Origin of the sequence: Labrenzia sp. 5N (assembly GCF_012395805.1) — a bacterium.
Lineage (GTDB): Bacteria > Pseudomonadota > Alphaproteobacteria > Rhizobiales > Stappiaceae > Roseibium > Roseibium algicola.
The window spans coordinates 87,438-101,430 of record NZ_JAAZTM010000006.1 but is presented as its reverse complement, the minus strand read 5'-3'; the positions used below and the strand labels follow the sequence as shown (position 1 = coordinate 101,430).

Below are 13,993 nucleotides of genomic sequence, written 5' to 3'. Positions count from 1 at the left end.
TAAAAGTCGTTGAGTGCAAAGCACCGAAGGTCTTGAACGGGCTCCAGGCAGACCTTCGCCGCAGACTGATCGAACGTCCCGTTGGGCCGGGAAGCGCCTGCGAGCCAATCTGGCGCGAATGTCTGCTTCGCTAAACGCTGGAGCCGTTTTACTTGCAACCACACTTAGGCTTAGAGGCCCGGCGATTGACCCGGGCTTTTTTATAACCTGTTGCGACCCGCCATCCCGATGCAAATGTGCGTGAAGCACTTGGGACGAAGAGGCCGGAGCAACCTATTGAAGCCCGGCACACCGGCCCGGGCCCTTCATGGTGAGGGCGTCAGTAGCCGCGGAACATCGGCAGGATGTTCAGGATGATCAGCTGGCGGACAAAGATGATCGCCAGCAGCAGGATCACCGGAGAAATGTCGACACCGCCGAGATCGGGCAGGAACCGCCGGATCGGCCTGAGCGCAGGCTCCGTCAGATTGTAGAGAACCCGGCCAATGGAATTGATGATCTGATTGCTCGAATTGACGATGTTGAAGGCATAGAGCCAGGAGAAGATCGCGCTGGCGATGATCACATACGTGTAGAGTTCCAGGGCGAGCAGTATCACGTTGAAGAGTGCGGTCATGGTCCGGTCCGTTGCCGTTCGAAATCTGGTCTTGCCCTCATGTAGCTTCCTGACAGCCTTGCTGCAAGACGGCAGCGTCACCGACATTTGATTGTGCTTAAGCTTCGCACCAGCAACAGGGCGGTGCGGAAATGCAACAGTCCGGCAAAACCCTCTCAGCTTAGGGTTTGTGTAAGCTCTTCTCGTGCTATCTTCCTGCCAACGGAATTCCTTGTCGGATGGGGTTGAATGTTCAAGTTGATGACGCGCGCCGCGCTGGCGCTTGCTCTAAGCGCTGTGTCTGGAGCCGCTCTGGCGCAGAGTGGAGACCTGTCTGAGCAGGATGCGACCCGCCAGTTCGTGGTTGACCTCGGTGTCGGCGCCATTGTCCAGCCGCGTTACGAGGCTGCAGACTCCTATCTGGTCTACCCGTTCCCGATCGTTTCGGTCGGCCGCTTCTACTTCCCCGGCCTGGGCCAGGTTGTCGATGGCCGCCGCAAGTCCGGTGTGTTCTTCTACCCGTCGTTCAACTTCATCGGCGAGCGCAAGGCCAGCGACAGCACCGATCTGACCGGCACCAACACCATCGACTGGGCGCTTGAACTCGGTCTCGGCGGTGGTTTCCGCACCGAGCATTTCCGCGCTTTCGCCGAACTGCGTCAGGGCATCAACGGGCACACGGGCCAGGTTGGTCAGCTCGGCCTCGACGGCATCGTCTATCCCGCTGAAAAGTGGGAAGTTAGCTTCGGTCCGCGTGCGGGCTTTGCCTCTGACGAATACATGGACACCTATTTCGGCGTGAGCTCGACCGAAGCAGCCAACAGTGGCGGTCGCCTGACGAAGTTCAACCCGAGCGCCGGCTTCAAGAGCGTCGGCCTGGCAGCCCGCGCCAGCTACGATTTCAACGACGACGTCCGCCTGCACCTGCAAGGTGGCTATGACCGGCTGGTTGGCGACGCGGCGGACAGCCCGATCGCCAAGAACGGTAGCGAAAACCAGTTCAGCATCGGTGCCGGCGTCACCTACCGTTTCGCCTTCGACCTGTTCTAGGAAACCCGTTTCCGCAATTTTCAAGATGCTGCCGCACCACGTGTGGCAGCATTTTTTGTTTCCGGTCGACCGACACGCCGGATGATCCGCCTGTTCGGGACATTCATCCCGGGAACGCATGAAAGTTGTTCAGTTCAAGTCGGCTTGACCTGTCCTGCAGGCACGATCATTGCGCAACCCGTGTACGCGTTTCGGCAAAGCCGGAACGCTCACTTTGCGAAGTGGCAAGTCGGATGGGCGGAGAACCGCTCGGACGCACCTAGTAGGCGCAGGGGACGAGCTTGATGCCGTTCGGCAGCTTGGTGTTCTCGTCGCCGCAGGCACCGAGGATGCGGCTGGGGTCGAGATTATAGGCACCCGAGAGATCCGCCCCGGCAAGACGCGTACGGCGCAGAAGAGCGCCGTCGAAATCAACGCCCTTCAGGTTTGCGCCCGTCAGGTCCGAACTGACCAGCCGCACGCCGGTGAAATCCGCCCCGGAAAAATTGGCGTTATGAGCCTTGACCCTGTCGAGCTTGGCCTGGCGCATGCGGGCATCCTGGAAGTTGGCGCCATTCAGGTCCACGCGCTCAAGGTTGGCATCATCCATCTTGGCACCCTTGAAGGAAGCCGCGTCCGCAATCGACCGGGTCAACAGGACATTGCGCATGTCCGCGCCGTCGAAAACGGCTCCATTTGCCTCAACCGTGTTCAGGTCCGCGTCCCGAAGGTCCGCATCCTGGAAATTCGTTTTGTTCAGATTGGCTTTTTCAAGATCGACGGAGCGCATGTTCGCACCGGAAAAATCGCTGCCGGAGAAATCCGCCCGCTCGGCTTCCGTCCGCCGGAAATCGGAGCCCTTGAAGTTCGCGTCTTTCAACAGGGCTTCCTTGAGGTCGACTTCCCGCAGATTGGCACGGCCGAAATCACCGTTTTCAAGAACCAGACCACGAAGTTCCGCCAGCCGAAGATCGCAACCGGGGCAACCGCCCTTTTCCTTGATCTCGGCCATGCGCTCTTGGTCACTGCCAGCCTGTGCTCCACCGGCTGCCACCAGCAGGGCCATGGCGCCAACGCAGCCTGCAAGAACTCGGGTCACCCTGTTTTTCATCGCGAATCCCTTTGCCAATCTCCACCTAAAGATAGGTCGCACTTGTGGCGGTTGAAGGACTGTATCCGATCAGAAGATTGAAAAAGTGAGAAAATGAGGCAGATCCGCTTCACTTCGTGGCGATCCTTTGCCGCAGGGCGGCATCATCGCCGGGAAGCAAGGGAGGGAGGGAAGAAGCAGGCGGGGTCGCGAGTGCCCACTCCTTCCGTCCATCTAAGCGCTGACGACGCACTACCTGACAATCAGCGTGCCAATCAAAACGCAAAAGCCTTGCCAATTTGTTTTCAAAGCCATTCAAACCAGATCTGGTTCCGTTCAAACCGCCTGACACAAGATGCTGATTCCGTTTAGACTTTCTTCACATCTGCTGCATTGCAAATTGCAACGCCACCTGCAAACACGGCTAACAAAAGGTTAAGAAATTGAGCCGGACGCCCGTCAGGAAATCTCTTCCTTGACGTCGATGGTCGAGCGCTTGCCGATGTCGTCATAGTGCCGCTCGAGCCATTCCTGCGCGGTCTTGCGCCCAAGGTCCTTGAGATCGGTGAGAAACGCCCATTCGGCATTGAGTTTCGACGAGGCCTGCAGCGGCTTCAGCTCCCCGGCGGAGATCCTGTGCATGTTGACCTTCATGTATTCCTCGCTCGACAGCTTGCCTTCCTCGATCAGGCGCGTGACGAAGTCGATGGCCCGGAGCTCGCGAAGGAGAGTGGAATTGAAGGTGATCTCGTTGAGCCGGTTGACGATCTCCCGCGCGGTCTTCGGCACCTTGCGCCGTTCGATCGGGTTGATCTGGATGAGCATCACATCCGGCGTGTCGGTGTCGTAGAACAGCGGATAGAGCGGCGGATTGCCCATGTAGCCGCCATCCCAATAGGGCTCGCCCTCGATTTCCACCGCCTGGAACACCTGCGGCAGACACGCGGATGCCATCACTGCATCCAGCGTGACTTCCTTTTCGCTGAACACCCGGATCTTGCCGGTGAAGACGTTGGTTGCCGAAACGAAGATCTTCATGTGTTCGCATTGGTGAACACGGTCGAAATCGACGGTTTTTTCCAGGACATCGCGCAGCGGATTGGCGTTGAGCGGATTGAATTCGTAAGGCGACGCAAACCGCGTCAGCACATCGAAGAACAGATAGCTGGGGGAATGATCGAGGCTCCACTCCCCCAGGAACACGTCCAGCGGCGAACGCTGGATCGGGCTGTATTTGGCCTGTCGGCTGACCTCGTACCAGAAAGCTTCAAGGCGCTCTCTCGCACCGTCTTCGCCGCCGTCCTGCATGCCGCCGGCAAGCACCACCGCATTCATGGCACCGGCCGACGTGCCGCTGATGGCGTCGATCTTCAGCCGCTTGTCTTCCAGGAACCAGTCCAGAACGCCCCAGGTGAAGGCGCCGTGGGCGCCGCCACCTTGAAGGGCAAGGTTGATCTTCTTAGGCGCGGCCATGACGGCTCCCTCGTTCCGGTGGTTCGGCGATGGTCGCGGGCAGGCATCAGCCCGCACCGCGAGCAGCGTGGATCAGTGTGCGGTCCAGCCGCCATCGATGGGCAGGATCGAGCCGGTGATCGATGATGCCGTATCGGAGCACAGGAACACCGCATAGCCCGCCACCTGTTCAATGGTCACGAACTGCTTCGTCGGCTGCGCGGCCAGCATGACGTCGTTCTTGACCTGCTCTTCGGTCATGTTGCGCGCCTTCATTGTGTCGGGGATCTGCGCTTCCACCAGCGGCGTCCAGACATAGCCCGGGCAGATGGCGTTGACGGTGATGCCCTGCTGCGCGACTTCCAGCGCCACGGTCTTGGTGAGACCGGCAATGCCGTGCTTGGCGGCCACATAGGCGGACTTGTAGGGCGAGGCGACCAGCGCGTGGGCGGAAGCCGTGTTGATGATCCGTCCCCAGCCCTTGGACTTCATGCCGGGCAACGCGGCGCGGATCGCATGGAAGGCGGACGTCAGGTTGATGGCGATGATGGCATCCCACTTATCGACCGGGAATTCGTCGACCGGCGACACGAACTGGATGCCGGCATTGTTGACCAGGATATCGACACCGCCAAATTCCTTTTCCGCATCGGCGATCATGCCGGCGATCTCGTCGCCTTTCAGCATGTTTGCCGGCGAATAGGTGCAGCGCACCCCGAAATCCGCCTCGATGGCGGCCCGGGTCTTTTCGATCTCATCGGCATCACCCAACCCGTTGATCACGACATTGGCGCCTTTTTCCGCGAAGGCGCGGGCGCATCCGAGCCCGATGCCCGAAGTGGATCCGGTGATGACGGCGGTTTTGTTGGCAAGCATTTGGGATCTCCCTTGATCGGCGGATCATCGGCCGGGAGTGTCCGGCCATCCGGAAACGGATCGTTGAAAGGCTTGGCCTCGTTCTGCCTTCCACGGAAGGCAACAAGGCGTCAGAACAGAAAATTTCAGGCACACATTCGACCAGTTGTCGCCGCACTGCAACATCGGAATGATGAAATTTGATCCATGTTGCCTTCATCAGCGCCGGTTCATGCGCTGCGCCCCGTCAAGCGCCTTGCGTGCACGGGCCCTGGCGGCATCCCGCGTTTCCTCCACTTTGGAAAGATCTTCCTGTCGAAGCCCGAGTTGCGCGGCAAAGCGTTCGCGGATCAGGCCGTAGAAGGTCGCGTGCAGGCTGGCAAACGCCCAGACCAGGATCAGCATGGTGCCCATCGGAAAGACCGCCGAACGGATCTGCTGCCACAAGACGCTGGCAGGCATCAATCCATCGCTAACGCCAAGAACGACCGCCCAGATGCCGACCAGGAAACCTGCAAGCAGGCTCATCACCAGCGCCGCAAATGCCATGGCCCAGCCAAGCCCGGACGTTGCCCGCCAGCTTTCCTTGAGCGTCAGCGGATCGTCCACCGCCGATGCCGGCAGCACGACGGAAAAGCGTTGCACCACCATCAGTGCAATGAACGGTGCCAGAAACAGAAGCAGCAGCCCGATGCCCGCGGTGACCGCGGCCAGCAGCAGGGAAACAATCACCAGCGGTATCAGTGACAGGGCGCCGATCAGGCTGAGGACGATCTGGTTGAGAATGACGCGTATGTTGCGCGCCCCGAAGGTGACCGGAAAATCCCGCGCGTCGATCAGGATGCGCCGCACATAGGCAATGGCGATGGAAAAGCCGACCAGCAGGTTGGCAATGGCTGCCAGCGCCCTGAGCGCGCCTTCGTCGGCAGCGGCCACCGGCTCGGTCATGTAGGAAACGGTCTTGAAGCCGCTTTCCGGCATCAGCGATCCGCCAATGGCGAAATTCAGGGCGACCAGAAGCAGGATATAGGCCCAGCCGGTTTTCAGAAGCGTCCCGAAATTATGCTGCGCCAACGACAGCGAACGTTCCAGAACGGTGAAAAACATGGTCTGCTCCGGTTGCTTGCAACGGCCGCAGGATACGCGATTCAGGCCGACGCACCAGCCCCCTCCGGCCGCTCCATCGCGATCCGGTACCCTGCCGTCAGGATCGAGATGCCCAGCACCGTGACGATGATCTGCACCAGCACGTTCAGCACCAGGATCTTCATCTGGATGAGGGCCGCCGGAAGGCCTCCGGACAAAAGACCGAGGACATATTGCAGCGCTTCGCCAACGACGACAAACGGCAGGATCAGGATGAGTGCGGCCAGGAACATCGGCATGCCGAGGCCCTTTCCGAACTTAAGCATCTGACTGAAACCGAGCGGTCGCTCGACGGCAACGGCCGGCAGGCTGAGGTTCAGGCGGAACAGGAACGGGGCGAGAATGAATATCGCGACGATCCACAAAACCACTGTCATGGCGGTGCTGTTGAACAGGCTCGACAGCACACCAATCACCAGCCCTGCAGGCAGCACGACAACGACCGCGGCCAGCGACAGCAGAAGCATTTGCCCGATGAAGCGGAACTCGACAGCGCCAACGCGAAAGTGCAGAGGTCCCGGCCGCTCGTTCAACAGACCGAACCGGTGCCAGGCGACCGAAATGGAAGCGGACGATAACAAGGCAATCACCATGGTCGTTACCAGCAGCAGGACCGTCGTTCCGGAAATATCTTCAGGCGCGGTCGCCTCATCGATCTGCGCGCCATATGCCAGAATGAAGAGAGACAGCACAAACTGCAGGAGAAACCAGCCACCACAAACCTTGAACACGGTTTCCAGATTGCCAAAGACAATGGAAACAGAGTCCGACAGCAACCGTTTCAACATGCAGCACCCTCCACAACAAGACGGCCGACGGTTAGGGCCGGCCCATGCAAGCTCATAGCGGGCTGAAAACCATGTGGCAACGTCCGCGAGCCTGAAGATCGACCTGCCTTTGCCGCGGCTCTGCCATTGCCCTTTTTTGCCGCACGCCCTAATCATGCGCTGGAAAGTCGGCCCCAGTTCCCTCATATGAGGGGTAAACGCTCAAAACCCGTTGGTTCCTGTGATGATCGATGATTTCGCGAAAGCCCTGCCCCGCCGCTCCTCCGTCGGTGTGAAGGTCGGCAATGTGATGGTTGGCGGCGATGCACCCATCGTGGTGCAATCCATGACCAATACAGACACGGCAGATGCCGATGCAACCGTCGCGCAGGTGGCCGCGCTTGCCCGCGCCGGCTCCGAAATCGTCCGCATCACCGTGGACCGTGCGGAAGCGGCCGCCCAGGTGCCGCGGATCAAGGAACGGCTGGAGCGGATCGGCATTACAGTGCCGCTCGTCGGCGACTTCCACTACATCGGCCACAAGCTGCTGACCGACTATCCCGACTGCGCCGCCGCGCTCGACAAGTACCGCATCAACCCGGGCAACGTCGGCTTCAAGGCCAAGCGCGACACGCAATTCTCGCAGATCATCGACATCGCACAGAAGCACGACAAGGCGGTCCGGATCGGCGTCAACTGGGGCTCACTCGACCAGGAGCTTCTGACGAAGCTGATGGACGAGAATGCCGAAAGTGCAAATCCGGTTTCAGCAGCGGCTGTCATGCGCGAAGCGATTATCCAGTCCGGACTTCTGTCCGCCGAGCGCGCCGAAGGCCTCGGCATGGGCCGCGACAAGATCATCCTCTCGGCCAAGGTCAGCCAGGTGCAGGACCTGATCGCCGTTTATGCCGATCTCGCCCGTCGCTGCGACTATGCCCTGCATCTCGGCCTCACCGAAGCCGGCATGGGCACCAAGGGTATTGTTTCCTCCGCCGCTTCCATGGGTATCCTTTTGCAGCAGGGCATCGGCGACACCATCCGCGTGTCGCTGACGCCGGAACCGGGCGGCGACCGCACCCGCGAGGTGCAGGTGGCTCAGGAGCTTTTGCAGGTGATGGGCTTCCGCGCCTTTGTGCCGGTGGTGGCCGCCTGCCCGGGCTGTGGCCGCACAACGTCCACCGTTTTCCAGGAACTGGCCCAGGACATTCAGGACCACATCCGTGTTTCCATGCCCAAGTGGCGTGAACAATATCCGGGTGTCGAAAGCCTCAACGTGGCCGTGATGGGCTGCATCGTCAACGGCCCGGGCGAATCCAAGCATGCCGACATCGGCATTTCCCTGCCCGGCACCGGAGAGACCCCCTCAGCCCCTGTCTTCATCGACGGCGAGAAGGTCATGACCCTGCGCGGGCCCGGCATTGCCGACGAGTTCAAGCAGATGGTTCTGGACTATATCGAAAAGCGCTACGGCACCGGCAGCAAGTCGTCCTCCGACGCTGCCTGACCCCGGAAGGAACACGACCCCATGATGCAGCCGGGCGCTCCCGAGCCACAGAGAAAGCCGGTTCTGGTGATCACCTCCCAGGTGGTCCGTGGCGGTATCAGCGGTCGCGGTCTGACCTTCGCACTTGAACGGATCGGCCACGATGTCTGGTTTCTGCCGACCATCCTGCTGCCGTGGCATCCCGGACAGGGCAAGGGCACCCGCATTGTTGCCCCTGCAGCAGATTTCACAGCCATTGTTGAGGATCTTGCCGCATCCCCGAAACTGGCAGAAGTCGGCGCGGTGATTTCCGGCTATCTCGGCAATCCGGAACAGGCGGCCGCCATCGCGTCACTTGTGAAGGCGGTCAAGACCCACAATCCGGATGCGCCATACCTGTGCGATCCGGTCATGGGCGACCAGCACGACGGCAGCGGCAACCTTTATGTGCCCACGGCAACGGCCGAGGCAATCCGAGACCAGCTGGTGCCCCTGGCCGATGTCGTCACGCCCAACGCCTTTGAACTCGGCTGGCTGACGGGCCGCGAGATCGACAGCGAAATGCAGGCTCTCGCCGCCGCCCGGGTTCTCGGCAACGAGCGCGTGATGGTGACCTCCTCGCCAGCCCTGCGCCGCAACGCCATTGCCAACCTTCTGGCAGGCCCGCGCGGCGCTGTTGCAGCCGAACATGCTTCCATCGCCAATCCACCGCACGGCACCGGAGACCTGATCGCAGGCCTGTTCCTGGCCAACCTTCTGGCCGGTCAAAACGACGAGGAAGCCCTGAAACGTGCGTCGGCCTCTGTTTTTGAACTGGTTGCCCGTAGCGTGCGCAAGGGCGCGGACGAATTGCTGTTCGCCGAGGAACAGAACTCCGTGGTGAAGGCCATGGCTCTCGTCACCTCGCGCCGGGTTCTGGAAGCAAAGGCCCGTGCCTGACAAGGCAGGCACAAGGGTTGCCGGTGTCGACGGCTGCAAGGCCGGCTGGGTTGCGGTCATCCGCAATCTGGAAGACCCCGCCGATCTGGATCTGATCGTCTTTCCGACCTTCGCGGATATTGTCGGACACACCCCGCATCTTGCCATTGTCGCTGTCGACATGCCCATAGGCTTTCCGGATCGCATCGGCCCTGGCGGTCGCGGCCCGGAAAAGGCTGCTCGCAAGCACCTTGGCATGCGCCAATCCTCGGTGTTTTCTGTGCCCGCTCGCCCCGCCGTTTATGAAGACGATTACCTGAAGGCCTGCAACACGGCACTCGCCACGTCCGACCCGCCGAAAAAAGTCTCCAAGCAGTGTTTCTTCCTTTTCCCGAAAATGCGGGAAATCGACGCCCTGATGACACCGGAGCTGGAGACATGCGTCCACGAGGTGCACCCGGAACTTGCCTTCTGGCGCCTCAACGGCGGAGCGGAAATGAGCCTGCCCAAGAAGGTCAAGAGCCGCGCCAACCCGGCAGGCCTCGACCAGCGGCGGGACCTTCTCGTCTCCAAGGGGTTGCCCGGAGAGTTTCTCGACCAGAAGCCCCCGCGCGGCTGCGGCCGCGACGACCTTCTGGATGCCGCCGCCAACAGCCTGATTGCCGAGCGGATTTTTCGGGGAGACGCGGAACCGTTTCCGAAGGACTTCCGCCGCGATGAGCGCGGCCTGAGGATGGCGATCTGGGCGTAATGCGCTCGCGTTGTCCATTTTCCTGCTTTTCCTGAAAATCCTTCAAGGCATGCCCCACCCTTCCCTTTTCGCCAAAACCTGCTAAAACGCGCGCCGTTCCCCAAAAGGGAACCACCGGTCGCAGCCTACCCGGTGCCAGCGAAAACAAGGGACCACATCGTTGAAAACACTTGTCATCTGTTCCGGCGGAATGGATTCCGTCACCCTTGCGCACAAGGTTGCGCGGGAACACGAGCTGATCGGCCTCGTATCTTTCGACTATGGCCAGCGCCACAAGAAGGAGCTGGACTACGCGAAGGCCTGTGCCGATGAGCTGAACACCGAGCATATCCTGATCGACATTTCCAATATCGGCCGCCAGCTGACCGGCTCGGCGCTGACCGACGATCTGGACGTGCCGGACGGGCATTATGCCGAGGAAACCATGAAGATCACCGTTGTGCCGAACCGCAACGCGATCATGCTTTCCATTGCCTTCGGCATTGCCAGCGCGCGCGGTGCCGAAGCGGTTGCGACCGCTGTCCACGGCGGCGACCACTTCATCTATCCGGACTGCCGTCCGGCCTTCACCGAAAGCTTCGAGACCATGCAGCGCCACGCGCTGGAAGGCATGGGCGAGATCAGCCTCTTCACGCCTTACGTCCACACCTCCAAGGCGGACATCGCCGCCGAGGGACTGAGGCTTGGCGTCGACTATCGCAAGACATGGTCCTGCTACAAGGGCGGCGAGGTTCACTGCGGGCGCTGCGGCACCTGCGTGGAACGGCGCGAAGCTTTCCACCTGGCCGGTGGCATCGACCCGACGGTCTACGCAGACGAAGCGTTCTGGAAGGAGGCGTGCAATGTTTAGGATCACCAAGGAATTCCACTTCTCCGCCAGCCACCAGATCCTTGGCCTGGGAGAAGACCACCCCTGCGCCCGCCTGCATGGCCACAACTATGTGGTCGAGGTGGAGCTGATGTCGGAAGAGCTGAACGGCATCGGCTTCGTGCGCGATTACCGCGAACTTTCCGAATTCAAGCGCTTCATCGACGACACGCTCGACCACCGGCACCTGAATGACGTGCTGGGCGATGATTGCGTGACCGCCGAGACCATGGCGCGCTATTTCTACAACTGGTGCCGCCAGCGCTGGCCGGAAACCTCGGCCGTTCGCGTGAAGGAAACGCCGAAGACCTGCGCCGAATTCCGACCCCTCGTCTATCCGGGGGCGCGTGCGGCATGAGTATCGAACAGATCCGGGTCAGCGAAATATTTGGCCCCACCATTCAGGGTGAAGGCGCCCTGATTGGCCAACCCACCGTGTTCGTGCGCACCGGCGGCTGCGATTACCGCTGCTCCTGGTGCGACACGCTGCATGCGGTCGACAGCGCTCATCGGGACGAATGGTGCCCGATGACGCCGGAAGCCATCCTGATGCAGGTGGAGATCCTGTCCGGCGGCAATCCGCTGACAGTGTCGCTTTCCGGCGGCAATCCGGCGATCCAGCCGCTTGGAGGCCTGATCGAGCTCGGCCGGAAAGAGGGCTACCGTTTCGCGCTGGAAACGCAGGGCAGCCTCGCCAAGGACTGGTTTGCCGATCTCGACGTCCTGACGCTGAGCCCGAAACCGCCTTCCTCGGGCATGGTCACCGACTGGCAGCGCCTGGCGGAATGCGTCGAGGCCGCAGGGCCGGAGACGCAGACAGTGCTGAAGGTCGTCGTCTTCGACGAGGCGGACTATGCCTTCGCACGGGACGTCTCAGACCGCTACCCGCACCTCAGCTGCTTCCTGCAGCCGGGCAACCACACCCCGCCGGCGGCAGCCGACACCGATGCCACCATCGACATGGCCGGCATCATGGAGCGCATGCGCTGGCTTGTGGACCGGGTTACCTCCGACAGATGGTACGCAGCCACCGTCCTGCCGCAGCTTCACACGATGATCTGGGGCAATTTGCGCGGGGTTTAAGAACCTTCCTCTCCGGCGTCATCCCGGCCGAGCGTAGCGCGAGCCGGGACCGGGAAGCCAACGGTGTCGCGAGCAGAATCGACAGGCCTTCGCCTCTCCGGTCCCGGATCTTCGACCGGGATGACGACGGAGAGGAAGCTTTTCAAAACCTCTCCCTCATCCTGAGGAACCGCTCCAGCGGCGTCTTGAAGGAGGGGCGGCGCGCACAGAACAAGCGGCCCATCCTTCGAGACGGACCTGACGGTCCTCCTCAGGATGAGGGCGCAGAGAAGCGAAAGTCCAAATTTTGGGTCTTTGCGAGTTCATTCAAGAACACGTAGCCCACCCACCGACAGCGCAAAAGCGTGTCCCCGGAGCGGGCTCAAAATCAGGAGACAGTCATGTCCGACAAGAGCATCTACGAGAACCTGACCCAGCTCGGGTCTTCCACCGAACTTCCTGACGATCCCGACAAGGCGGTTCTGGAAAAAGTGCCGAACCCGCAGGCTGGCACGGGCTACATGGTCCGCTTCGTTGCCCCGGAATTCACCTCGCTCTGCCCGATCACCGGTGCGCCGGACTTCGCTCATCTGGTGATCGACTATGTGCCGCGGGATTTCCTGGTCGAGAGCAAGTCGTTGAAGCTGTTCCTCGGCTCCTTCCGCAACCACGGCGCCTTCCACGAGGACTGCACGGTTTCCATCGGCAAGCGCCTGGTAGACCTGCTCGATCCGGAGTGGCTTCGCATCGGCGGCTATTGGTACCCGCGCGGCGGCATCCCGATCGACGTCTTCTACCAGACCGGCCCAACTCCAGACGGCGTCTGGATCCCCGACCAGGGCGTCGCCCCCTATCGCGGACGCGGCTAAGGCTAACGGGCTACCTTCGCGGATATGGCGATCCCGAGGTCCGGGCAGGAATTCGGAACCATCGATCAACGCCAGGCCGCACCCCACCCGGAGGTGTCACCCCGGGCTTGACCCGGGGTCAACTCATTTCCAGAGCCTCAAGACTTGCCCAAGGCTCAAAGCGACTGCCTGAACGCAATAGAGGTTTCCGAGCTCGCCGTGATGGGGATTGGATCCCGGGTCAAGCCCGGGATGACATCTGAGGGTGGGGCGAGCCTCGCTTGCCATCCGCTTACCAGAAACACCTGTTGTTCCGCGCAAGAGACCGCGCAATCGGCACACCCGCCGTCCGCCCCGCGATCCTTCCGCCTGGCTGGCTGCCTTACTCCGGCACCGGCAGGTTCAGGCCAGGGGCTTTTTCGATCACCTGGGTGGTCACCATCTCGAAAGACGGGGCCTTGCTGTCGTAGATCGCCTTGACGATGAAATTGTCACTGCGGCGAACATAGTAGGTGTAGCGGTTTTCCGTGACCATGCCCTGGCTGACGGTGATATCCGCTGCGACCACCTCCACGGCCTCACCCTCCAGCTCTTCCTCGCTGCAGGCCGCGTTGCGGATTGTGGCTGCGTTCGTTTCCTTGTCGGCACGTGCCTGATCCGCGTTCTGGCCGGTGTCCATCTCGCGGATCTTTTCCCAGGTCGACCCCTGGTCCGCGGATTGGTAGAGCACATTGCCGTAGCCAAGCACCCACGGGCCTTCCGGTGAGGTCGGCACGGTCAGATAGTGATCCTGCGACAGGTAGAAAAAGTCATTGGTGGTCGGCGGCGCGCCCTTGAAGGCGGTGGTCACCTGGGTCTTGGTCGGCGTCGTCTGATCGAGTTGCAGATAGAGTTCCGTGAAACGATCCTGACACGGGTCAGCCAGTGCGCTCTGCATAGAGCCGGCAAGAAGAAAAAGAACTGCGGGCACGCGGTATTTCATGAAAGCCCCCATGGAAATGAATTTAAGAAATCGGCCGAAATCACCGGCCATTCTCATGGAACACTTTTTCCTGCCGCCAAACAATCACCTCGTTGGCTTCAACGTCCCATCCTGACCCTCAAATGCAGCAGGGCCGCCCGATCGGCA

Annotated in this window: 15 protein-coding genes; 8 read left to right on the top strand and 7 right to left on the bottom strand. The window is 61.0% G+C overall.

Annotated elements, in window-relative coordinates:
* Positions 1-319: 319 nt before the first annotated feature.
* Positions 320-616, bottom strand: a complete 297-nt coding sequence (locus HEP89_RS09720) for a YggT family protein (protein WP_023002770.1) — start codon at positions 614-616, stop codon at positions 320-322.
* Positions 617-844: 228 nt separating this feature from the next.
* Here HEP89_RS09720 and HEP89_RS09715 point away from each other — a divergent pair, with 228 nt between their 5' ends.
* Entirely contained in the window at positions 845-1,645 is an 801-nt protein-coding gene (locus tag HEP89_RS09715) for a MipA/OmpV family protein (protein ID WP_152509204.1), read from the top strand.
* Between the two features lie 259 nt (positions 1,646-1,904).
* Here HEP89_RS09715 and HEP89_RS09710 read toward each other — a convergent pair whose 3' ends face one another.
* The 5 genes from HEP89_RS09710 to HEP89_RS09690 all read right to left on the bottom strand — a co-directional run bounded on the left by HEP89_RS09710 (position 1,905) and on the right by HEP89_RS09690 (position 6,955).
* Positions 1,905-2,735 (bottom strand): pentapeptide repeat-containing protein, encoded by an 831-nt coding sequence (locus HEP89_RS09710; RefSeq protein WP_168691910.1) that lies wholly within the window; start codon positions 2,733-2,735, stop codon positions 1,905-1,907.
* A 438-nt stretch (positions 2,736-3,173) separates the two neighbouring features.
* Positions 3,174-4,187 carry a patatin-like phospholipase family protein gene (locus HEP89_RS09705; protein ID WP_031270129.1) on the bottom strand — a complete coding sequence of 338 codons (1,014 nt, stop codon included), beginning with the start codon at positions 4,185-4,187 and terminating at the stop codon, positions 3,174-3,176.
* A 72-nt stretch (positions 4,188-4,259) separates the two neighbouring features.
* Positions 4,260-5,042 carry a 3-hydroxybutyrate dehydrogenase gene (locus HEP89_RS09700; RefSeq protein WP_023002766.1) on the bottom strand — a complete coding sequence of 261 codons (783 nt, stop codon included), beginning with the start codon at positions 5,040-5,042 and terminating at the stop codon, positions 4,260-4,262.
* A gap of 198 nt (positions 5,043-5,240) precedes the next feature.
* A complete protein-coding gene (locus HEP89_RS09695) occupies positions 5,241-6,128 on the bottom strand; it encodes a 4-hydroxy-3-methylbut-2-en-1-yl diphosphate synthase (RefSeq protein WP_168691909.1) in 888 nt (295 codons plus the stop codon).
* Positions 6,129-6,169: 41 nt separating this feature from the next.
* Positions 6,170-6,955, bottom strand: a complete 786-nt coding sequence (locus HEP89_RS09690; protein ID WP_168691908.1) for a hypothetical protein — start codon at positions 6,953-6,955, stop codon at positions 6,170-6,172.
* A 223-nt stretch (positions 6,956-7,178) separates the two neighbouring features.
* Here HEP89_RS09690 and ispG point away from each other — a divergent pair, with 223 nt between their 5' ends.
* The 7 genes from ispG to queF all read left to right on the top strand — a co-directional run bounded on the left by ispG (position 7,179) and on the right by queF (position 12,885).
* Positions 7,179-8,438: a flavodoxin-dependent (E)-4-hydroxy-3-methylbut-2-enyl-diphosphate synthase gene (gene ispG / locus HEP89_RS09685; protein ID WP_075284112.1), complete on the top strand. Its 1,260-nt coding sequence runs from the start codon at positions 7,179-7,181 to the stop codon at positions 8,436-8,438.
* A 21-nt stretch (positions 8,439-8,459) separates the two neighbouring features.
* Positions 8,460-9,356 carry a pyridoxal kinase gene (pdxY, locus tag HEP89_RS09680; protein ID WP_168691907.1) on the top strand — a complete coding sequence of 299 codons (897 nt, stop codon included), beginning with the start codon at positions 8,460-8,462 and terminating at the stop codon, positions 9,354-9,356.
* The gene (locus HEP89_RS09675; protein WP_168691906.1) at positions 9,349-10,086 is read left to right on the top strand and encodes a DUF429 domain-containing protein; all 738 of its coding nucleotides are present in this window, start codon (positions 9,349-9,351) and stop codon (positions 10,084-10,086) included. Before pdxY ends, HEP89_RS09675 begins: the two co-directional genes overlap by 8 nt.
* Before the next feature lie 160 nt (positions 10,087-10,246).
* Entirely contained in the window at positions 10,247-10,936 is a 690-nt protein-coding gene (gene queC / locus HEP89_RS09670; RefSeq protein ID WP_077291507.1) for a 7-cyano-7-deazaguanine synthase QueC, read from the top strand.
* A complete protein-coding gene (gene queD, locus HEP89_RS09665) occupies positions 10,929-11,312 on the top strand; it encodes a 6-carboxytetrahydropterin synthase QueD (RefSeq protein WP_023002759.1) in 384 nt (127 codons plus the stop codon). Before queC ends, queD begins: the two co-directional genes overlap by 8 nt.
* On the top strand, positions 11,309-12,037 hold the full coding sequence (queE, locus tag HEP89_RS09660; RefSeq protein WP_152509195.1) for a 7-carboxy-7-deazaguanine synthase QueE: 729 nt from the start codon (positions 11,309-11,311) through the stop codon (positions 12,035-12,037). Before queD ends, queE begins: the two co-directional genes overlap by 4 nt.
* A gap of 380 nt (positions 12,038-12,417) precedes the next feature.
* The gene (gene queF / locus HEP89_RS09655; protein WP_168691905.1) at positions 12,418-12,885 is read left to right on the top strand and encodes a preQ(1) synthase; all 468 of its coding nucleotides are present in this window, start codon (positions 12,418-12,420) and stop codon (positions 12,883-12,885) included.
* 361 nt (positions 12,886-13,246) lie between these two features.
* Here queF and HEP89_RS09650 read toward each other — a convergent pair whose 3' ends face one another.
* Positions 13,247-13,903: a hypothetical protein gene (locus tag HEP89_RS09650; RefSeq protein ID WP_168691904.1), complete on the bottom strand. Its 657-nt coding sequence runs from the start codon at positions 13,901-13,903 to the stop codon at positions 13,247-13,249.
* Positions 13,904-13,993: the final 90 nt, after the last annotated feature.